This window comes from Arthrobacter sp. 05T410, assembly GCF_056396505.1.
This window is the reverse complement of the sequence record NZ_JBFTLP010000003.1, coordinates 72,372-94,716: the sequence shown is the minus strand read 5'-3', so window position 1 is coordinate 94,716 and position 22,345 is coordinate 72,372. Positions and strand designations below refer to the sequence as shown.

Here is a 22,345-nt window from a genome sequence, read left to right as displayed (position 1 = left end):
GGCTTTCACAGGAGTCAGGAGAACCGTTTGCGTGGTCGCTGCAAGGAAGGTTGCCTGGGACGAGTGGCCCCGATGCAGAAGGAGAAGCGATGACAAGTGGCACGAGATCGGTCGCACACAACTAGCGGCTTCTGCCGTACCCGAAGACGGAGCATGTCTCGCCTTGGAGACTCGGGACCGGATCACGCTCGGGGGGCATCAAGAAAGCTTGGTGCGGCCAGCTGCGCCACCGTCCTGACCAACAGTTCCAGGAAGGAACCCACCATGAAGTACGGCTACACCCGCACATCCACGAAAGACAAACAGGACGACGATCTGCAGCGCCGGGCGCTCCTTGATGCCGGCGTCGATGCGAAGCAGATCTTCTCCGATCAGGTTTCCGGGTCCAAGGAAGCCAGGTCGCGCCAAGGCTGGGCGAACCTCGACGATCGGCTCTGTAAAGGTGACGAGCTCGTCGTGTGGCGCATAGACCGCATCGGGCGTTCCATGATCGACGTCATCACCACGGTGAAGGACCTCCTCGACCGGGGAATCGAGGTGAGATCTCTCTCGGACGGCATTGACCCGTCGACGCGCGAAGGACGCCTGATGCTGCACCTCATGGCGACCTTCGCCGAGTACGAACGGGAACTTATCCAGGAGCGCGTCCAGGCCGGCGTCAATGCAGCCAAGGCAAGGGGCGTGAAGTTCGGGCGTCCCACCCCGGATGCGAAGAAGATCGCTCTAAACCTCCGGACGGTTCAGCATCTCATCGAGTCCGAGGGACTCGGAGTCGCCGACGCATCCAGGACCGTCGGATGGTCCAAGGCGACGTACTACCGGCACCGTTCGGCCGGAGTCTCGTAAACCTCTCCCCCCTGGCTGCCGCCTCGAAACGCTAGGGATTCGGGGCGCATAGGCTATGAGACAAGCCAAAGCCGAACCAAACGGAGTGCCCGCAAGGATCTACTTGCGGGCTGCACCGTGCGCCAGATAGCGCTGTGAAAACGCCCGTGGAAAGTCACACCCATCCCAAGCCCGCAACACAACTGCTTAGAGGGGTTCCGGCCTTGAGCAGTCGATATTCTTGCTCGCGTCACATCTAAAGGAAGTGGGTTCCATGGAAGACGGGTTCACGTTGAGCCAGCAGCTTGAGCTACGACTCGAGGCTGTTCACGACTCCGGGCTGACCGATCTGAACGTATATGCCGATGCCACGGTCACGGCCAGGTATTGCTTTTCCGACACGAATCACTACGTATTTACGGTGTCCCCCTATAGCGACAACGGCCCATCCTTGTTCTCTTGGTACGAAGTCACTATCGGTGCCTTCAACATCGAAACCCGCAGCCATGAGCACAGAAGCGTTCGCCAGGGACTGAACGAACTCCTTGCCATGGATGACAAAGAAGGCATCCTCACGAACTATTGGCGTAATGCTGTGATGGCTCTGATCGGTATCCAGGAAGTCGCTGCTGCGGACATTCGGGAATGTATCGACGAGGCGGCGAGCGAAGCATCTTTCGCAGCATCCGAGCGTCTTACCAAACGGTTTCAGCAGCCTGCGTCGGCGCCCGTTTACGTTGTCGAGAACTCCTTTTTCGATTTCGAGGCGGCCTGCCAGCGGCGTGCCCCATACTGTGACGGCATCCAGATGGATTGGGGCCACGACTTAGGCCGGCTGCCAGGCGTGGCCTTCGGCCTGGCGCCTGGCAGCTCAGATCAAATCCTCTACCAGGCGGACCCTGAAAGATCGAAGCAGCTCTATCTCAATGGCTTCTGGACATCAGAACATTGCCTTGAGGCTGACCTCCTGGAGCAGTTTCCAGATGATGCATGGGCTCGCCTGGGTGCGCGAAATGCTGCCCGGGACCTCTTGGCAATCCAGCGCGCCGGGCACGAGTTGATGGAAACCCAGAGGCAGGCCACCTTGCAGGACATCGATCAAGAAAAAAGGGATCGCCAGGTTATAGCTTTGGAAGAGGGCCGTCCTCTTGATTCGGCATGGTGGTCTGATTACGCCGGGGGATGGTTGGAGGGTGACCTCACGGATCTCTTTGAGAGAATCAAGGAATACCTCAACGACCTCCACCGGACGCAGACACTCTGATAAGTGCGAACCCGAGGCGGGAAAGCATTAAGCAGTGCAGGGCCAGTGACGACGAATGCCCTGTGACTATGACAGGTTGGGATGGCCCCGGCAGGACAGGTATTTCTGGCCCCACTTCGTGACTCGCCGGGCAGCTTGTGACGGTTATATGTGGCCCCGCCTTCAGCGTTGGATTCATCAGTGGATGGATGCGGCGGAAGGCTGGTCTGGATGGAGTCGAGAGTGGAGTTGTTCGCGCTGATTCGAAGGGACGCCCGGGTCGAGGGCCTCTCGGTCCGCGCGCTGGCCGCAAGGCACAAGGTTCACCGAAGGACGGTGCGGCAGGCTCTGGAATCAGCTGCGCCTCCGGAGCGCAAAACGAGGCAAGGGGTGGCGTGGCGGTTGGAGCCGTTCAAAGCGGCAATCGATGCCATGCTGACCGAGGACACCACCGCGCCGAGGAAGCAGCGCCATACCGCCCGCAGGATTCTGGCCCGGCTCATTGAGGAGCACGGAGCGGCCGATCTGTCGTATTCGACGGTGCGTGACTATGTGCGGGTCCGCCGGGCGCAGATAGATGTGGAGGCCGGCCGCAGGGTTGAAGTGTTCGTGCCCCAGGAGCACGCCCCGGGTGCGGAGGCGGAGGTGGATTTCGGCGAGGTCTGGGTGGTGCTGAACGGGGTGAAGACGAAGTGCCACATGTTCGTCTTCCGGCTGTCTTACTCGGGCAAGGCCATCCACCGGATCTATCCGACGCAGGCGCAGGAAGCTTTCCTGGAAGGCCACATCGAAGCGTTCAACGAGGTCGGCGGGGTGCCGGTCAGGCACATCCGCTATGACAATCTCACCAGCGCGGTCAGCGCGGTGGTGTTCGGGCAGGGCCGGCAGCGACAGGAGAACGACAGATGGCTGTTGTTCCGCTCGCACTACGGCTTCGACCCCTTCTACTGCCAGCCCGGCATCGCCGGGGCGCATGAGAAGGGCGGGGTCGAAGGGGAGGTTGGCTGGTTCCGCCGCAACCGGCTCTCACCCGTGCCCGTTGCGGAGTCTCTGGATGATCTCAACGACCGGATCCGGGCCTGGGAATCCCTGGACGAGGCCCGGCGGATCAATGACAGGATCCGCACCATTGGGCAGGACTTCACCCACGAACAGCCGTTCCTGGCTCCGCTGCCGGGAGAGACCTTCGACCCGGGGCTGGTGCTGACGCCGCGGGTGGACCGGTCCTCGATGATCACGGTGCGGATGGTGAAGTACTCCGTCCCGGCCCGGTTCATCGGCCGGAAGGTCCGGGTGTCGCTGCGGGCATCCGAGGTCGTGGTTTTCGACGGCCGCGCCGTGACCGCCAGACATCCCCGGATCGTTGCCAAGAGCGGGCAGTCAGTCCAGCTGGATCACTACCTCGAGGTCCTCAAGACCAAGCCCGGCGCGCTGCCCGGCTCCACAGCCCTGGCCCGGGCACGGGATTCCGGTGCGTTCACCAACGCCCACGAGGCATTCTGGGCCGCCTCCCGCCGAGTCAACGGCGACGCCGACGGCACCCGGGAACTCATCGACGTGCTGCTGCTCCACCGCTCCATGGACGCCCGCGACATCCAGGCAGGGATCACCGCGGCGCTGGGCGTGGGGGCGGTCAGCGCCGACGTGGTCGCCGTCGAAGCCCGGAGACACGCCTCAAGTATCCCCTCGGGCGGGTCTGGGCCGGACCGTCATCCCGGTGCTCACGACGACGTGAAAGTCCAACGGGTTGTCAGCCTGACCCAGCGCCGGCTCATGGACCCCGCCGCGGTGATCGCCGGGCTCCCGCCGGACACCCGGCCCCTGCCTTCGGTCACTGCCTATGACGAGCTGTTGGCCAAACGCGCCGAACACCCCGTCGGAACCGTCTCGAAGGAGAACATCTCATGAGCCCTGCCGCACCCTCCACGACGATCACGCCGACTCTGCGCCGGCGGCGCGGCCTCACCGAACAGGCCGCCGTCGCCGCCGTAGACCAGGCCTGCCGCCGACTGCGCCTGCCCACGATCCGGGCAGTCCTGGACGAAGCCCTGACCGTCGCCGGGAAGGAACAGCTCTCCTACCAGGGCTTCCTGGCCGAACTGCTGCTGGCCGAGTGCGATGACCGCGACCGGCGCTCCTCCATCCGCCGCGTCAAAGCCGCAAACTTTCCCCGGGACAAATGGCTCGGAGACTTCGACTTCGACGCCAACCCGAACATCAACCCCGCCACCATCCACACCCTCGCCACCGGCGACTGGATCCGCAAAGGATCACCCCTATGCCTCATCGGAGACTCCGGGACCGGGAAATCCCACCTGCTCATCGGCCTCGGCACCGCAGCGGCGGAGAAGGGCTACCGGGTCAAATACACACTCGCCACCAGGCTCGTGAACGAACTCGTCGAGGCCGCCGATGAGAAAGTCCTGGCCAAGACCGTCGCCCGCTACGGACGCGTGGACCTGCTGTGCATCGACGAGCTCGGTTACATGGAACTGGATCGCCGCGGCGCCGAACTCCTCTTCCAGGTCCTCACCGAACGGGAGGAAAAGAACTCCATCGCCATCGCCAGCAACGAATCATTCTCCGGCTGGACGAAGACCTTCACCGACCCCAGGTTGTGCGCCGCAATCGTGGACCGGCTCACCTTCAACGGCAGCATCATCGAAACCGGCACCGACTCCTACCGCCTCGCCCACACCCTCGCCCAACAAAGCGGAGGCTAGCCGCGGGGTCCTTGTTCAAGATGCCCCACCGGTCCGAAGTAACCCGGTTACTTCGGACCCCAGCGGGCTACCTGAACCAGCCGCGGGCCAAACCGGGATACTTCCAAAAAGACTCCGCGGCCTAAGACCCCGAGTCAACAAAAGCCGGGGCAGTCCCTAGTGACGACTAGGGGGCTGAAGTTGCCAGCCATGCTCTTTGCATTCTCGCTCCTGGTTGTCGATTATTGCGCTAACTCATGGCCGCTTGAATAAGCGGCACTCGGCTCTGGAGAGGAGACCCCGGACTGGAAATCAGTCCGGAGTCTCCTGGCTGCGTCATTCGGCCCAGGCAGTGCGTAGACGACCTTGTAGCTAGTGCGGTTGACCCGGTGGGAAGCTCGTCCCCACGCGATTAACGAGCACCACCGTTGGGCATGGTCGCGACAGACCATGCGGTCGCCGCCTATCCGCGCTGACGTGGAGGACGCCCAGACTTCGACTTCATCACGACGGGAAGAATGGCAAAGCCAGCCATTATTGGGCCTGCGACAAAGCCGAAAAGAAGCGCCTGCGGCCATCCGCCTATCAGGAACCCCACGATGCCCCAGATGACGACCCCAAGGATGCCAATGACAAGGATCCTCAAGGTTCTACGTCCTTCAAATAGAGTCAATGCTTGTTCACCTCCCAGACCCAGAGTAAATGCTTGTTCACATTCCAGATCACAGCTTTCCGAACACCCCGAAGATCGCGCCGCCCACGGCGCCGAGGGCGGTTTGGAGACCGGCGTCTTCATTGCTTGCTCCGTCAGAGCCAGCATTGGCGCCCGCGGCGATGGCTCCGCCCAACGCTCCAAACGCAGCTGCTCCGACCAGGCATCCGGCAACAGTAATAATGGTGATTGCACATACCGCTCCCGTTCCGGCAGTGGCGATCGCTCCGCCCACGAGGGCCCCAACTACGGTACCGAATAGATTTCGACCGGTTGGATCGCTGTTGTTGATGGGGTCGTTGGCTGCGAAGGCGTAGCGGTTCGCGTTCGCCGGGTTTAGCGGTGCGTCCAGGGTGTCCTGTTGGGTCCAGCGTCCGAGGGCAGGGTTGTACCAGCGCTGGCCGTATTTGACCCAGCCGGTGACGCGGTCCTGGATGCCGGCCTTGAACATGTAGGGGTTCTGGGAGGTGCCGAGCCCGCCGGAGTTCGCTGTGATGGCCGGGACGCCGTAGGGGTCGTAGTCGTAGGCGAACGCGGTGTAGGCGCCGCTTGTGATGAGGGCGGCGGGGTTGCCGGTGCCGTCGTAGACGTAGAGGGATTGCATCCCGGAGCTGGTGCGCAGCATCAGGGCCTCCCCGGTGACCGGGTCGTGTTCGACGTACGCCGTCGCGTTGTCCTTCTTGTACTGCTCGATGACGGGTTGGCCCTKGGCGTCGGTGCGCCCGTAGGTGACTTTGTAGGTCCCGTTCGGGGTGGTCTGGGACAGCACTTCGTTCTGTGAAGTTCCGGCGTAGGTGTAGTTGTAGGTGGTGCCGGCCTTGGTGACCGAGGTCATCTGCTGGGCAGCGTTGTAGGCGTAGGTGCCGTCCGGGTCCTTGGTGAGGTTCCCGGTCCCGTCGTAGTTGTAGTTGGAGCTGGTGATCTGGTTGGCGGCGTTCACGGTGAGGTTCTGGCTGGGCATGGTGCCGCCGCTGGCGGTGAGCCGGTTGCCGCGGGCGTCGTAGGTGTAGAGGTAGGTCGCCGGCGACGGGCCCGTGATGACTGCCTTGGTGAGGCGTCCGGCCTTGTCGTAGGTGTAGGCGGTGACGGCACCGGTGAGGTTGTTCTTGACCCACTGGATTTTGGACCGGTCCGCTGTGGTGGTGGTCGGGCAGGTCGGTGCCGTGGAGCCGGCGGAGTAGCAGTAGGTGAGGTCAACGACGTCGGTGTTGTCGGCGTTGCCTTGCCCTTGCTCGGCGATGACGCGGGTGATCCGGCCAGTGCGGTCGTAGTCGGTGTGGGTGTGGGCCATCCAGGTGCTCCGGTCGGCGCTGGCCTGCAGCCAGGTGTCGGTGCGGCGGCCCCGGTCATCGGTCGCGACAGCGAGGGTCTTGGGGGCGCCGTTGTAGAGGTAAGTCATGGTGGTCATGACCCCGGAATCGTCAAAGGCGTAGGACGTGGTGCCACGGGTGTCGGTGGTGGAGACCAGGTTGGAAGCCTTGTCGTAAGCGTAGGAGATGGTCCCTCCGCCGGCGGTGTTGACCCGGGAGGTCAGCCGGCCCATCTGGTCATAGCCGTAGGTGGTGGTGCCGGAACCGTCGACCCGGGTGATGACCTGGCCGTTGGCGTTGTACGTGTAGGCCACGGCCGGGGTGCCGTCCGAGAAGGACGTGCCGGTCATCCGTCCGACGGCGTCGTAGGAGTAGGTGGTGGTGTTACCGCGGCCATCGGTGGCGGTGAGCGGGCGTGCCCAGGCATCGTAGGTAAAGGCCCTGGCCCCGAGCGAGGAGCCGGTGACCGGGGTCAGGTCCGTGAGCTCGTGGAGGTTGTTGTAGCCGTACAGGGTCTTGTTCGTGCCGTTCCCCGCCGCGAGGGCGGAGACAACCGTGCCGTCCAGGTTGGTGTTGTACCCCAGGGTGGCTGTGGCGGCCAGGGCGTCGGAGGAGGTCAGGGCGTTGCCGGCACCGTTGTAGGTGTAGAGCGACTTGTTCCCAGAGTCGTCCGTGCTCGAGGTGGCCAGGTACTTGGTGTTCGCGGCCGTGTTGGCGTACTCAGCCTGGCCGGCGGCTCCGCCTTGGGAGGCGGAAACGGTAATGGACTGACCGGTGTTCGCCCCGTAGGTGTTTGTCGTCGTCCCGGAGGTCGTTCCGGTGCCCTGGGTGGCGGTGAGCGTATCGAAGTCCCCGGTGTAGGTCTTTGCCTGTGCCCGGCCCATCGGATCCATCGCCGACGTGACCCGCCCGCCGGTGTTCAGCGTGTAGGTGGTGCGGGGTCCGGACGCGACCGGAACGGCGGGGTCGGTGTTCGGGCCCGCGACGAGGGTCTGGGTCGATGAGGGGTACGTGATCCGGGTGATCGCGTTACCCGGCGACCCCGCGGAGGTGTTGACCCGTTCGATCTGGGTGACCCTGCCCGAGGTGTCGTAGGTCAGCTTGGTCGCGCCGCCCGTGGGCGGGGTGATCGCGGAGATCCGTCCGCTGTCGTAGCCGAATTTGGTGACCTTGCCGGCCGGGTCAGTGAAAGAGATCCAGTTGCCGTAGCCGTCGTTGAACATTGAGGCCGACCTGGTCGCTGCCCCGCTGGTCAGGGAGATGGTCTCGAGGGTGCCGGAGTAGGAGTCGTAGGCGAGTTTGCCGCTCACGCCCTTGTTCCCGCTGATGTCGGTGATTTTCCCGGTGGCCGGGGTGAACGTCGTCGTGTTGCCGTTCCGGTCCGCGAGGGATTTCACCCGGCCGTCGGCGTTGAAGGTCACGACAGCTGCGTTGGTCCTGGAGGTCAGCGTGTAGGTGCCGTCCCCGTTCTTCACCAGGTCGGCCTTGGTGCCGGCCGGTGCCGTGAACGCGGTCGTGGATCCCGAGACCGGGCTGAACAGGGCCGAATAGCCGTCGCCGGCGGTGTAGAGCACGCCCGACGGGGTCGAGGACAGGGAGCCGGTCCCGCCGAGGTTCAGGGTCCACCGTTGCGCGGCGTCCCCTTGCGTTGTGTCGGTGGACTGGGAGTTGAACACCGCGCCGAGCGGAACGTCGCTGTTGACGCCCGGCAGGGTCAGCCCGGTGACCGAGAGCATCAGGTTGCCGGTGCCGACGTCCACGGAGCCGGAGACCTGGTCCGAAATCTGCAGCGGCAGCCGGGTCGCCCCGGGCCGGGCGCCGAGCTGACCGATGGTGGTCTGCTCCCCCGACGAGGCGCCGGGAATGACCATCGGGACCGGCACAACTGCCAGGCCCGGTCCTGCCGTTCCGGCCAGCAGGCCGATGCCCAGGCAGGAGGCGATGGCGCCCCGCAACAACAAAGCCGGCGGCCTATGGCCACCGGCAGATCGATTTGAACGTTGCGGCACAGGCCGCCTTCCCCCAACAAGCATTGTGCCTCCAGACCTGGAAGTGAGTGATGACGCTCACTTTAGGCATGGGTTTTGTCCAATGACTAGAGAAGTTGGCTTGTCATTTTTGTGACAAACCTGATTCCGGTCGAGAAGCCACGCTGGCGGACGGGAAAGAGCGCCGGGAACAGATCAGGGTACTGCCAGGTGACGCCTCCCAGGTGTCACCGGTCAAGACTCTCCAGCAGCACGAAACGTGCCGGGGTGGGGCCATTTTTAGCCGTCCTTCCGGGGCCAGAGATACTTGACACAAGCAGCCCTGCCTATTCATCAGTATCTTTCGCTCTGGACCTGTCTCGCATCAGTAACGTAAATTGGGGGCGGTCAATCCACCCAGGGTTCGCCGCGTGGAGGTACAAGACAGCCCACGGAGCAATGGGGTGGCTGTGCAGACGGCTTGGACATTCTGTGCAGCCAACTTCGAAAACTGACAAACCTGCCACCGCAGCCGTTCGGCAGCCGGAGTCTCGAAAACCCCAACCCGAAGCCGGAACTTCTGAGACAACATTCTGAGACCCGTTCACCGGCGCGTTGCCGGTGAACGGGTCTCGTCTCATCTAGGAGATGCCAATGAGACGGATCTTTATCGTGTCAGCGGACGCGACCGACGCAGGTCTCCTGAGCCAGCCGATCGAAGAGGCACCTGGGCACAGTTAGGACTTGCCACTAGATGGCGAGACTCACCAAAGCTATCTAGGACAGGTGCCCAGGAATCAGCGGGCAACCGACGGCACAAAGCCCGGCGACGGCGACCTTGCCGGTCGGCAACCTAAAGCTCGGCCCAGCTTGGCGGCGAGGTCGCGTTCGTGTTCAACCAAGCCCGCTCAGACCCGTCATCGTAAAGCACGACGCGGGCCCTCTCCATCAGAAGCCTCCGGACATCAGGATCCCCTGCGTATCCAGCGGCTTTGGCGAACCGCTGTCGCAAACCCCGCGCTGTCAGATGCTCGTCCCTCGCGCCACGCCGCCAGTACAAGATCAGGTCTGCGTCGTCATTGCTCCGAAGCCCGTTGACGATGGCACGCCACCACCACCGGTCGGTATCGCCGAGTGAACAGCCGAAAATGATGAATAGATCAGTCGTGGAGAACAGGTCCGCGTATTTTACCTTGTTCTGTGCCCAGTACGGCTTAGACAGCTTTCGGGCAGCCCCCTCCGCCTCGTCGATACCAAACAATAGCGATCTCGGCGTGTATTGAATTCCGTGCGGATGGACCACGTCCGACACCAAGTACGCGACCATGTGGAACCCGGAATCCTCATGTCCATCTTCGTGACCTCGGGGATTTGGATGAAAGTAGATGTTCCGGTCTGACCACTTGTGAGGATGCGGATCAAACTGCTCCTGGTCGAGGTATACGAAGTCGTCGAGTAGCGTCGTGTAGTTGAAGTTGACGAACTTGAAGTTGAAGACGTCCCCAATATCGAGCCTCTTAATCAGGCGCAGCCTCTTGTATTCATCTGGGTCTTCGATATCGCCAAGGAACTCCGTGAAGCTGACCATTGTCCTTTTCTGCGAAACAGCATCTTCACCGAGACGCGAGAGAACGTCCGGGGTAGCGACCTGATCAAGAAAGTTTGCAAACTCGCGCTGGATCTTCCTCACGTCCCCAGAGATGCGCTCGGGACAAACTTGATCGACCGTCCGGAGCGACTCAATCGCGTTTTCGACGTCGCTCCAGTTCTCGGCACCGTCATTCCGCAAAGCCTCCATGCGCTCGAGGATGAGGTTTGTTGCGTCGAATTTCCGGTACTTCAAATAGTGGTAGAAAGACTCATATCTCGTGTCTGTGAGCGATCCGATTCCTGACAGCGCTTGGATATCGAACCCGTTACCCACTAGCGCCATTATGTTGTGCTGCGACCGAACTTCTTTGAAGCGACCCTTAAAGTCTTCGTAGGCCATGGAGGAATCTTCTCTCTGTCTCAACGCGCTCCGGTCGCGCGGGGCGGTGGGTTAGGACTTTCAATGAGCGACGCCGACATCACGGCTTCTCGACCAGCCACCCGTGTGCGGCGGTGATCATGCGCCCTTCCGGTAGGTCGCATTGAACACAGCCTCGGCGAGCCAGCGCTTGAAGCTGCTGTTGTCCTGGAATTCCTTGAAGAGCTGAGTGTCATCGGCGATGAGTCGAAGCATCACTTGGCTAAGCGCCCGGTCACTCTCGACGCGGGCGTTCACCGGGTCGTCGTTGGTCTGTGCGTTCCGGTAGGCCTCATCCTCAGACACGAGCCGCGGGATCTCCTCGGTGATGAAGCGTTCGACGCGGTCGGCATCATTCCACTCGATGTTGCCGAAGTAATCGTTGAAGCTCCTCACGATCGCGGAGAGCCGTTCGAGGTCCGGGTCCGTGCGGTGTCCGCCACCGGCGGCCGGGACAGGGTCGAGAGTGCCGTCCTCGTCGTCGAGCACGATCTTCATCGCGTTGAGCTTCTCGGCGCGGTACGACTCCAGGTCGATGTTCTCGAGGATCCCGGCGGCGAGGTCTTCCTCCTTGGGGGCTGGCAGCTTGGGGACGAGATGGTCGAGGAAGATTGAACGCTTCTCCCACTCAGCGCTGCCGTACGGCAGCACCGTGGACAGGAAGTTGTAGGTGCGCAGGAACGCCTTCGCGTGCCCCTTGAACGTCACCTGGTCGTCCTCGTCGGGGAGCTCAATGTACTTGGCGACGCAGACGTCGAGCAGCGGGTCGAGGCGGTCACGGGTCTCTCCCTCCAGGTAACGGCTGACGAACTCGTCGACATGCTCCGGCGTGTAGATGCCATAAGTGTCGAGGTCGTTGACGAGATCATGCAGCTTGTTGGCATCCGTCTCTTCTGCCAGCACCGTCGTGCGGTAGTACGGCTCGAACGCCCGTTGGATGTCGTCGGCGTCATTGGCGAAGTCGAGCACGAATGTGTCGTGCTTGGCCGGGTGCCCTCGGTTGAGCCGTGACAGCGTCTGCACAGCCAGTACGCCAGAGAGAGTCTTGTCGACGTACATCGTGTGAAGAAGCGGCTCGTCGTAGCCGGTCTGGAACTTGTTCGCGACGACAAGAACCCGATGTGGATCGGTCTTCACTTGCTCGGCGATCGCGTTGGACGGAAAGCCATTCAGACTAGCCTCTGTCACCTTCATGCCCTTGTAGTCGTGCTCGCCGGAGAACGCGACGACTACCTGGTACGGGCTCTTGCGGGCTGTGAGTGCATCGCGCATGGCATGGAAGTACTCGATGCACCGTGCGATCGATGAGGTCACGACCATCGCACGGGCCTGGCCGCCGATCTTGCGCTTCGCAACCACCTGAGCGAGGAAGTGGTCGACCATGATGCCGGCCTTCTGTCCGATCGCGTGCTCGTTGCCCTCAACGTAGGCGCGGAGCTTCTTCGAGGCGCGCCTGGCATCGAACTCGGGATCGTCCTCGACGGTCTTCATGAGCTTGTAGTAGCTGCCGACCGGGGTGTAATTGGCGAGGACGTCAACGATAAAGCCCTCCTGGATCGCCTGTTTCATCGTGTACGAGTGGAACGGCCGGAAGCCGGTGCCCCCGTCCGCGTTGGGGACCGGCTCGCCGAACATTTCGAGAGTCTTGTTCTTCGGCGTCGCGGTGAACGCAAAGTAGCTCGCGTTCGTCAGAAGCTTCTTACCTTCGATGATCCGGTTGATCCGGTCCTCAACAGTGTCCTCCTCGTCGGCTTCGACGCCGCCGAGCGCACGCGAGACGGCCGCGGAGGTCTTCGACCCCTGGGAGGAGTGCGCCTCATCGATGATGATCGCGAAGGTCCGGTCGCGGTGATCCGCGCCGATGTCGTCCAAGATGTACGGGAACTTCTGCACGGTGGTGACGATGATCTTCCTGCCCGCCGTGATCGCCCCCCGAAGATCTCCGGAACGGTCGGCGTGGACCACAGTTGACCCGACCTGCAGGAACGACTTTATGGTCTGAGTGAGCTGGTTGTCGAGGATGATGCGATCAGTCACCACCACGATTGAGTCGAACGCGATGCGACCACCGTGGGAGGCCTCGGTGAGCTGGTGAGTCAACCAGGCGATCGAGTTCGACTTGCCGCTGCCTGCAGAGTGCTGGATGAGATAGCGGCGACCCGCACCACGTGCTTCGACATCGGCGAGCAGCCGGCGCACCACGTCAAGCTGGTGGTACCGGGGGAAGATCGCCTTCGATACCTTCTTCCCGGTCCTCGGGTTCTTCTCGACGACGATCTGGGCGTAGTTCTCGATGATCCCTGCGAGACTCTCCGGCGCGAGCACTCGCCGCCACAGGTAGTCCGTCATGACGCCATCAGGATTCGGCGGGTTCCCCGCACCGTCGTTGAACCCCTGGTCAAAGGGCAGGAACCATGACGAGGTCCCCTTTAGCTCCGTACAGAACCGTGCTCGCTGGTCGTCCAGGGCGAAGTGCGCGATCGTTCGTCCGAACGCGAACAGCGGCTCACGGGGGTCACGGTCGCGCTGGTACTGCTGCACCGCATCTTCCACGGTCTGGTTCGTGATGTTGTTCTTCAGCTCGAACGTGAACACCGGCAGACCGTTGACGAACGCCACGAGGTCGACGGCGTCGCCGGTGTTGCTGACGCTGTGATGCACCTGCCGCGTGACCACGAATCGATTCGCCTCGAACAGGTGAGCAGCCTTCGCATTGCCCACCGCAGGAGTCGGGTAGTACAGGTCAAGGTGGAAGCCAAGGTGATCGATGCCGTTGCGCAGCGCGTGAACGACGCCCCTCCGGGTGATCTCTCCCTGCAACCGAGAGAGGAACTTATGGCGCGTGGGAGAGTCTGTCGCGAGGCCGAGCGGTTCAACGAGGTCGGGCTGAGTCGCTTCGATGAACGCCGCGAAGTGGCCGAGGTCGAGAGCGTAAGACGCGCCGTAGTCGTCCGGCGCGCCCTCGATCCAGCCGCCGTCTCTCATCTGGGCGACGATGAGCGTCTCCAAGCTCTCCTCGTTGAGTCGCTGCATGCTCACTCCTCGCTCCCGACCAATGCTTCCTCGAGATCATCATCGAGTTCAACGATTGCGTTGTCGAACGATTCGGGTGCGTCGGGCAACTTCGCTGCTATCGGTCCCACATCAACCTGGCCGGTCACAACATCCGCGACGAGTCGGGTACGGAACTCCCTCAATAGCGCAATCTCGTTCCCATTGCTTTCGATGGCTCGATCGAGTCGCGCTGTGCGATCAGCGATGCGGGCAATCGTGGTTCGCTGTTCAGTCAGGGACGGCATGAGAACCTCAAGGTTCTTCACCTCGTCCAGTCCCAGCCCTTGTTTCGTACCGCCGTACTCGCTTGCGCGGAACTGAATTTGACTCGACCGGCTCTTCATTGCCAAACCTAAAAATTCAGCATCGACAGCATTGTGGGCAGGTCTAATTAATGCGATGTGCTGATTTACGTAAGCCTCCGCCGTCCAGTCATCAGGGACCATCGAGACATTCCCAGTCAGCGCCCCGGTAATGCACATGAGAAGATCCCGCGGCTGCACCCGTGTACGGATGCCCTCAGATGCCGACTCGGGCAGGTCCACGCGCTGGAGGTTCGAAAGTTTCAGATCGAGCTGACGTCCGAGATTTCCACTTTGCAAGAATATTGCACCTTGATCCGCGTAGTATTCGGCCCAACCGCGGGAACCCGATGTTATGAACCGTGTAATAGTCCGGAAGCGCCGCCACTCCCACCCTTCGGGAACACTCTCCAGCCACGGCAGTCTAGAAACCGACTGGAGTGGCTTGTCACGTCCGGTCACAAGGTCATCGACTGTCCTCGCACGCTGTTCCTGGAGCAATTCGATGAGGCGACGCTTGGCAGCGATGGTCTTGTCGATGCGGGCATTCGCGTGGGCGAGGTACTTCACGATCGCCGCCTGCTCGTCTTTGGGAGGGACGAGCATCGGGGCATCTAGCCAGCGTTGATCGGTGATCTGAAGCCGAGACTTCCACACCCCCTGCGATCGAACCTGTAACTCCCATTGGAACGGATCGGAGCGAACAAGGTGGTGCAGGTAAGCGGGATCAAGCTCCGAGTTGCGTTGCCGGTACACGCCGTACGCTGTGCTGACGATACCGTGATGCCTCGCGACTCCGAGTCCCCGGCCCCAAGCCCAGAGGCTATTTATGACCAAGTCGTCCGGCCAACACAACTTGTGCCCAACATAGGTCTCTGCCTTGAACATGCTCACGGTCGCTGTCGATCGCGGAATCACACCGTGGCGCGAGGAGACCGTAAGTAGTTCCTCATCTCCGTCGGCGGAACGGAAGTCGATCGCCTTCATGATCTGTTTCGCACGCTGAAGTCGCCAATGGGCTGGCAGCGACTCCGCCCATGACAGCCCAGAGGGACGCATATCAGGATAGGTCGGCAGATTCCCGAACATCACTCCCCCTCCGTCGTCTCTGCGACACGAAGGAGGTCCTCGGGATTCCATACCTGCTTGGCGATGGATCGGTAGAGGTCTCCTCGCTCGTTGACAGACGTAGCGGTGAACGCATCGTGCGGGCGGAAGTCGAGCCCGCTACTGCGAACGAACCGAACGAAGCCCGGGTTCTTCTCGTAGGCCTGCGGATCGAGTGAGGCAGCCAGCAGATTCTGAGAGAAGTAACGCGGCCGCTTCTGCTCGTAAGCGTCGTCGTTATAGCTGCCGTTGTGCTGTTTCGGGAGTAAAAGCAGGCCCCCAATGCGGTTCCGGTGCCTGGCGAAGTCAGTCTCGTGGGCGAACTCGTCGGCGTGGCGCTCGGGGTGGTTTGCCCAGATATGTTCGACCTCGTACTTCACTCCTGTGCCACCGGTGAGTTCGACGTAACTCGAGGCCTGCCCCGACTCTGTAGTGATGTGGTCGGTGAGGCGGGCGAGGATCTTGTGGAGCTGGCCACGATTCTGCTGGTGCACGTAGAGGTCTTGGTTCGAGTCGAACGTTTCGCCCTCGTTGACGAGGTAACGGTACAACTCGCGAGCGAGTTCACTGCTGCTAAGTCCGCGGATGCGGAACATGAGCGCGGTCATGCCGTACTGCATCGTCGAGTAGTCAGTGGCGCGGAAGTTCCAGATGCGCCATGCAAGCAGGATGTCGATGAAGCGGCCGACGATCTCGAGCTTGGTATCGATGCTCTCGGCGTCATCATCAATGCGCAGTGGAGCGAGCAGCATCTGGTCTTGCAGAGTGAAGCGAAGGTCGGCGTTGAACCGGATGAACCGCAGCGGGCTCGACGGATCGAACGATACCTGGGCCCGAGTGACGCGCTCGTACTGGCGCGCGTAGAAGTCGAGGTCTCGCGTGACGAAAGTGCTGAAAGCGTCGGCCGAGGTGAGGCCGATGCGCTTGGCATCTCCGCGAAGCCATCGGTGAAACTCGGTGCCTATGCGGTCCCAGTCCTGGGGCTTCGCATCCTTCTTGCGCTCACGAATCTTGGTTGAGTACTGGCTGCGCAGCCAGGTTTTCAGGAAGTCCGAGCTGAGGCTCTCGCCGAAATCGTCGAGCCTCCGCATCCAGTAACGCCACAGGTCGTTGGCTTTCGCGCGCGGCGCGCCGTCATCGATGTTCGCAAGCAGGTAGCCCTTGAGCATGTCGGCCGGAGTCAGCTTAAGGCCGCGATCGTTCATCGTTTCGAAGATCGCGTACGCGTCATCGTCGTTGTGAGCGGTGATCTGAACGATTTGTACTCGGTCCTTGAGCCAGTCTATGAAGTACGGCAACGCGCCGCCCTTGAGTTCGTCCGGGAAAAGACCGTCGATCTCGCTGTATCGAGCGACGAGTGTATGCACTGACTCGACGGACTCAGGGGGTGCGTCATACTCGCCTTGCTCGAATAGGCCCTGCATGCTGTCGTTGCGATCGGCGACATCAAGGTTGAACGACTTCTCGCCATACGCCTCTGAGTAGATCAGCTCATCGATCTTCACTTCGGAGGTGCCAAGATCGCTCTGCAGACGACGCAAATAGGTGAGGAACAGCGTGAGCGTGGTGAGCCGCTGCTGACCGTCAACGACGAACGGCTGGCTACCCTTCTGCGAGACGATGATCGAACCGAGGAAGTACCCTGGGTATCCTCCGACCTCAGTCCGCTTGTGATCCGGGCTGTAGAGCTGCAGGAACTTCCCCGTCAGGTCGGTCACGAGCTCTGCGAGCTGTTTCGTCTCCCACTTGTACTCGCGCTGGTAGTAGTCGATCGAGTACTTCTTGTCCTTCAGTACCTCGGCGATCGTCTTAGCGAAGCCGTCAATACTGTTTGCGCGCTCGCTCATGCCTGACCTCCCGCGATCTCGGCGATCAGGTTGTCCGTCTCCGCCTCGAGCTCACGGATGTCCGCCTGGATCTCGGCCAAAGTGCGCATCGGAGCGGGCTTATAGAAATGGCGTGTGAAGGAGATTTCGTAGCCGATCTTCGTCTTCGACTCATCGATCCAGGCATCCGCCGCATAGGGGGTGACTTCGCGTCGGAAGAACGCCTCAATCCCGTCGGCGTAGTCGCCTCCTGGCTCGGTCAGCGGCACCTGTTCGATGTCGCGAAGTTCGGTGTCGGGCTCGTACTCCACCACGCGAGTGCGCCCGCCGATGGTCGTCTCGTATCGGCCGTGCAGCGGGTCGGGCGCAGCAGAGTACGGGAGCGCTTTCTTGATGACCGCAGGCGCAGTCTCGTCGCGCACCCCCTCGTCCTTGAGCTGTTTGATTTCCTTCGCCGTGTATACGCGGTTCGGGTCCACGCCCACGATGCGGAGCGGTCGCTCGACGGTGATCTTCTGGTAGCCGAAGTCGACTCCGTCGAACACCTTAGAGCGATCGCTGTCGTCGTACTGGTCAAACGCGGTGAACGCCTTGAGCACCTTGTTGGCGTCAGTGACTTTGATTTCGACGCCCTTTTCACCGAGGCTCTTCCGGAGCGGGGTGGACCATCCGGTGGCGTCAATCAGCTGTACCTTGCCCTTGCGGCGCTCCTCCTTCCGGTTGGAGAGCACCCACACATACGTCGCGATGCCGGTGTTATAGAACATCTTGAGCGGCAGCGCGACGATCGCCTCGAGCCAGTCGTTCTCGATGATCCACCGGCGGATGTTGCTCTCGCCCTGTCCCGCATCGCCGGTGAACAGCGAGGACCCGTTGTGGACCGATGCGATCCGTGAGCCCAGCTCGGTGCCCTGCTTCATCTTCGAGATCAGGTTCGCTAGGAACATCAGCTGCCCGTCGCTGCTGCGCGTCACGAGGGAGTATTCGCCGTCGCCGTCGTGCGTGACGACGAAACGCGGGTCGATGATCTTCTTCGCGCCTCCGAGGCGGTCCTGGTCGGTCTTCCAGCTCTTGCCGTACGGCGGGTTCGAGAGCATGAAGTCGAACTCCTGGCCCGCGAAGGCATCGTTCGACAGCGTCGAGTACTCCGGACCGCCAACGATGTTGTCGGCTGCTTTGCCGTCGCCCTTCAGAATGAGATCGGCCTTGGCGATCGCGTAGGTTTCAGCGTTGATCTCCTGCCCATACAGGTGCGTAGAGACCTTCTTGCCGGCGGGTTCCGTGAGATGGTGCAGCGTCTCCTCGGCGACAGTCAGCATGCCGCCGGTGCCCATCGCGCCGTCATAGAGACGGTACGTGCCCGAAGGGATCGCGTCTGCGACCGGTTCGAACATCAGCCGGGTCATCAGTCGCACGGCGTCGCGCGGGGTCCAGTGCTCGCCGGCTTCTTCGTTGTTCTCCTCGTTGAAGCGGCGCACTAGTTCTTCGAAGACGGTGCCCATGCCGTGGTTGTCGAGGCCTGCCGGCGACAGGTCAAGATCAGGCGCGAGGAACTTCTCGATCAATGATCCGAGCGCATCGGCCTTCGTAAGCCGGGGAAGCTGGTTGCGGAGTTCGAAGTTGTCGATGATCTCCTGCACGTTGGGGGAAAACCCGTCCAGGTACGCCTCGAAATTCTGCCGGAGACGGGTCGAGTTCGAGACGTGGCGCAGATCCTGCAGCGAGAACCCCGACGTGTTGTAGAAGTCCTGCTTCGCCGCGTCCCTCAGCGGCGCATCCTGATCAGCGATGCCTGCACCGTCGAGCATCTTCTTCATCGTCATCACGGCATCACGCGTCGGGCCAAGGACGCTGTCGAGCCGCCGCAGGACTGTGAAAGGGAGGATCACATCGCGGTACTTGCCGCGGACGTAGAGGTCACGGAGCAGGTCGTCAGCGATGTTCCAGATGAGCGCCACGATTCGAGCGTGGTTGATGGAGCTATGCGGCACGGGGATCCTTCACTCTTGACCAGACTGCCGGGGCGACGATCTGCTGCAGGAGAGCCGCCGAACCCGCGAAGGCGGACGGCTCCTCGGATATTCTCTCAGACCTGGCACTTCCATCTCTGAACGCGCAGGGCGACGGCACGGCGGCATCGTCAGCTGCGCCAGTCGCACGACTGCTTCCGCCGTCCGTCGTCTCCCGATCTCGTCACGGGGCATCACTCACGTATTGTGACGACCTCCGCCAAGCTACGTCATTCCGAGCAGTAGACCCTGAGCCGAATCCCGCACTGTTGGGCGGAGCTCCATGCTGCCGTTAGAAGCGCGTGCACCTGCAACGCTACGGGTTTGGGATAATCCTTCGCGAGCTCGTCACTTAGCGCTGACTTCGAAAGGCATGCCCCTAGAACCAGCCAAACTTCGCGTTCGGCTGCATGCGACTGGATAATCGCGTCGACTTGGTCCCAGTAGGCTTCACCGGACACCTGGGCCACCCCCCGGCGCAGGCGCTTCGCTGGCCCCATTGGTTTCGCGGTGGACCCAGACCTTGGCTGGATGCTCCAATCGTCCGCCCAGTATTTTGTTGCCGGGCGGTCCTGGTTTCCTATGGTCAGGAACCGCAAGCTCTTCGTCGCCTGCGAGACCACTTCGTGCAGTGCAGCGCCCGAAATCTTTGAAGGCTTGACTTCCTTTTTGCTCTTGGCATGAGCAAAGACGACTTTCCTGTCATTGAATCCCACAAAGTCAGCTATCTCGGCGCCCAAGTCGGTACACAAAACAGTTGACGTCGCGCCCAATACCTCCAGCAGGAGCACGTCATCAATGTGACCGAACACAGTGTCAGTTGGCCACGGTCCGGCGCCGTCTGCGTGCCCCTTCTCCCCCACCACACTCGCCAACTGCTTGCTCGTCTCCAAGATCGACAACAAACCGTCTGGTGAACTCGAGTTTCCACGGTTGATGGACCAAAAGTTTCGGTTCGAGTAGACAAGCCCCTCAGTTGTTGCCACCCTCACCAGCTGTTCACGCGTTACAAACTGCCAAAAAGTTGAGCCTCGATCGTTGGTGGATCTGTACGGCACGCTCTGAGCGGAAGAGAGTTCAAACCTATTGAGCGTTCTGTCCCAGCGGATTGTGACATCGATTGGGCCTCCGTTGATTTCCATTTCGAATTGCCCGTCCTCTGCGACACCGCCGGAGCAATCGATCACGAGGGGGTCACCACCGTCTTCTAGAGGTTCGAAGGTGTGCTGCGCCAAGTCGAGGAGCACGTGCGCAGCAACCGGCGGCTCGGAAATAGTGACGGGGAGTCCATAGCGTGCTATCGCCGACGCGGGGGGATCCTCCCGTTGCAGCGAAACGGACAGTTCGTCGAACCATGCTCGTAGCTCGTGATAGTGCCCCTTTGAGCTACGAGAGTCACTCACCCGGCCATTCTTCACGCCTGTGTATCGACCAACTTTATCGCCGTCAATGACGAGAGTGCCGGAGGCGGTCGAGTACCCAAAGGTCGAGTCCCCGACCTCTGCTGCCACTAAAGCAATGTCCCGAGCACTCAGTGAGCGTGAACGCACCGACCAATCGCTGAGATCATTGTTGGTGAGCGACATGGAAGTGACTGTCGAATCGCTAGGCAGCAGGCCCACGAGCGCGCCGGCACCAATCGAAGTTGTGTGGGAGCGGACCGACTCCGGGATGCCGTCCGAGTCGGACACAAACAGATGTTCTCCGTTCCAGTGAAGCACGGTGTATCCGAGCGCCATCTCCACAAAAGCCGCGTCTCGCAGGATCGGCGAGTTGCGAACAGTAAGGTGGAGGAAGACGCGCGTATCCTCGTCGGGTCTGCCTACGCTTAGCACCTGGCGATCGTTAGATGCGAGATCGTCCTCAACCTGCTTTGCGAATGCGTCCAGTCCGAACGCTTCGATGGGCTTGCGGACGGACGTGCTAAGTCGAAAATTGACCTCTTTCCACGCTTCGTCCGCGCTCAGATCCGCCTGCTCGCGAAAGAGCCGATCCCAGTAGAAAATCTCCGGTTGCGCATCCATTAGCTCGGCGACACCTGCTGGGTCAGTGGCGACTGACTTTGGGTCATCGCCGTCATCGAATCGTCGGTAGCGCTCCCAGGCTTCTTGCATCGTTGCGTCCGCGGAGAGAACAAAGGCTGAAGCATCCTCCGCTCGCGTCGGGTTACGTAGGATCCGACCAACCTGTTGGATGCGCGACCGGTCATTCCCGAAGCCTTCGTACACTGCGAGAACCTTGACCGCCGGATCATCGAATCCTTCGGTCAACTTGTGTTGATGCACTAGGAACTGCGCGTCAGGACGACCGGAGGGAGCAGGAACTGACCGTCTGAGATAAGGAGCAGTTTCATCGTGCACGAATGATTCATGTACAGCCACCACTGTGCGGCCCTTCACACTAAGCGCGCGAGCGACCGCCTCCACACTGGCCCGGTTTCCGCACCGGATAATGACCCGTTCCCCATCCACCAGCTTGTCAGCAACGTGCTCAAGGAGATCATCGACGTAGCCACCGACAGACGTAGTTTCCTTGGTAATCACAAATGTTGGTTCTCGAAGTACTTTGTCTTTCACAGCCTGGAAGTGGCTGTACCGGTAGTGCGCAGCTCCATCGAGCACGAACATGCGGTTGTCGTTTCGAAAAGGAGTTGCTGTAAACAGGCAAATAGGAAGCCCTGTGGCACGTACCGCCCGGGACCACCCCGGGGCCGGTTCGTAGTGGCATTCGTCGACTACGACAGTCGCGAAGCCTTGAAATAGTGACGCCATCTCAGTGCTGTCGTTTCCAACTGCCTTATAGATCTGCAGGACCATTGCCAGAGTGGTGACGTAAACTTTGGGCTGTCGCTGCTCCTGCGACTGCATCTTTTCGATGAAGTCGGAGGCGCTGCGTACAGGTTCCACTTTCGCAAGATTCTCGGGACGTTTCTGCGCGAGGCGCTGCCAGACCCGACTATCGATGTCCTCCAAGAGCTGCCGAGTCAAAACAGACCAAGGCGTAACTACCAGGGCGCTTTTCTTCTTTCCGCCCACCTCTGCAGCAGCAAGGAGTGAAGCGATCACGGCMGATTTGCCGCTGCCTGTAGGCATAGATATTAGTGCAGCACCCTCGGCCGAGCCCCCACGAAGATACTTGCGCAGGGTGGTCAGTGCATCTTCCTGATGATCCCAAAGTGGCACGTACCGACACCCTTCCGCGCCGCCGAGGCGCGTCCAACTTATGAAAGAACCGCAAGCCAATGAATAACTCGGCCTACTTCTTACTTCCTAACACTCCC

The 22,345-nt window shown here is 61.3% G+C and carries 11 protein-coding genes; 4 read left to right on the top strand and 7 right to left on the bottom strand.

From position 1 onward, the window contains the following. Positions 1-264: 264 nt before the first annotated feature. The 4 genes from AC1DFR_RS05030 to istB all read left to right on the top strand — a co-directional run bounded on the left by AC1DFR_RS05030 (position 265) and on the right by istB (position 4,791). Complete coding sequence (locus tag AC1DFR_RS05030) at positions 265-846, top strand: recombinase family protein (protein ID WP_476872875.1); 582 nt, start codon at positions 265-267, stop codon at positions 844-846. 253 nt (positions 847-1,099) lie between these two features. Then, entirely contained in the window at positions 1,100-2,089 is a 990-nt protein-coding gene (locus AC1DFR_RS05025; RefSeq protein ID WP_476872874.1) for a hypothetical protein, read from the top strand. A gap of 210 nt (positions 2,090-2,299) precedes the next feature. Further along, entirely contained in the window at positions 2,300-3,976 is a 1,677-nt protein-coding gene (gene istA / locus AC1DFR_RS05020; protein ID WP_476872873.1) for an IS21 family transposase, read from the top strand. Next, positions 3,973-4,791 (top strand): IS21-like element helper ATPase IstB, encoded by an 819-nt coding sequence (istB, locus tag AC1DFR_RS05015; protein WP_476872872.1) that lies wholly within the window; start codon positions 3,973-3,975, stop codon positions 4,789-4,791. Before istA ends, istB begins: the two co-directional genes overlap by 4 nt. Positions 4,792-5,492: 701 nt before the next feature. On the opposite strand, the gene AC1DFR_RS05010 is transcribed toward istB, so the two are convergent. The 7 genes from AC1DFR_RS05010 to AC1DFR_RS04980 form a co-directional block, all read right to left on the bottom strand. Further along, a complete protein-coding gene (locus AC1DFR_RS05010; protein ID WP_476872871.1) occupies positions 5,493-8,753 on the bottom strand; it encodes an RHS repeat domain-containing protein in 3,261 nt (1,086 codons plus the stop codon). An 859-nt stretch (positions 8,754-9,612) separates the two neighbouring features. Beyond that, positions 9,613-10,749 (bottom strand): AbiH family protein, encoded by a 1,137-nt coding sequence (locus AC1DFR_RS05005; protein WP_476872870.1) that lies wholly within the window; start codon positions 10,747-10,749, stop codon positions 9,613-9,615. A gap of 117 nt (positions 10,750-10,866) precedes the next feature. Next, positions 10,867-13,800: a type I restriction endonuclease subunit R gene (locus AC1DFR_RS05000; RefSeq protein ID WP_476872869.1), complete on the bottom strand. Its 2,934-nt coding sequence runs from the start codon at positions 13,798-13,800 to the stop codon at positions 10,867-10,869. A 2-nt stretch (positions 13,801-13,802) separates the two neighbouring features. Continuing rightward, a complete protein-coding gene (locus AC1DFR_RS04995) occupies positions 13,803-15,110 on the bottom strand; it encodes a restriction endonuclease subunit S (protein ID WP_476872868.1) in 1,308 nt (435 codons plus the stop codon). Between the two features lie 101 nt (positions 15,111-15,211). After that, a complete protein-coding gene (locus tag AC1DFR_RS04990) occupies positions 15,212-17,077 on the bottom strand; it encodes a DUF262 domain-containing protein (RefSeq protein WP_476872867.1) in 1,866 nt (621 codons plus the stop codon). Next, entirely contained in the window at positions 17,074-19,047 is a 1,974-nt protein-coding gene (locus tag AC1DFR_RS04985) for a type I restriction-modification system subunit M (protein WP_476872866.1), read from the bottom strand. Before AC1DFR_RS04985 ends, AC1DFR_RS04990 begins: the two co-directional genes overlap by 4 nt. Before the next feature lie 248 nt (positions 19,048-19,295). After that, entirely contained in the window at positions 19,296-22,247 is a 2,952-nt protein-coding gene (locus AC1DFR_RS04980; protein WP_476872865.1) for a DEAD/DEAH box helicase, read from the bottom strand. Between the last annotated feature and the right edge of the window lie 98 nt (positions 22,248-22,345).

Bases quoted from the DNA above. Each gene is read 5' to 3' on its own strand.
- AC1DFR_RS05030 (WP_476872875.1), top strand. From the start codon at position 265: ATGAAGTACGGCTACACCCGCACATCCACGAAAGACAAACAGGACGAC.
- AC1DFR_RS05025 (WP_476872874.1), top strand. From the start codon at position 1,100: ATGGAAGACGGGTTCACGTTGAGCCAGCAGCTTGAGCTACGACTCGAG.
- istA (WP_476872873.1), top strand. From the start codon at position 2,300: ATGGAGTCGAGAGTGGAGTTGTTCGCGCTGATTCGAAGGGACGCCCGG.
- istB (WP_476872872.1), top strand. From the start codon at position 3,973: ATGAGCCCTGCCGCACCCTCCACGACGATCACGCCGACTCTGCGCCGG.
- AC1DFR_RS05005 (WP_476872870.1), bottom strand. From the start codon at position 10,749: ATGGCCTACGAAGACTTTAAGGGTCGCTTCAAAGAAGTTCGGTCGCAG.
- AC1DFR_RS05000 (WP_476872869.1), bottom strand. From the start codon at position 13,800: ATGCAGCGACTCAACGAGGAGAGCTTGGAGACGCTCATCGTCGCCCAG.
- AC1DFR_RS04995 (WP_476872868.1), bottom strand. From the start codon at position 15,110: ATGAAGGCGATCGACTTCCGTTCCGCCGACGGAGATGAGGAACTACTT.
- AC1DFR_RS04990 (WP_476872867.1), bottom strand. From the start codon at position 17,077: ATGAGCGAGCGCGCAAACAGTATTGACGGCTTCGCTAAGACGATCGCC.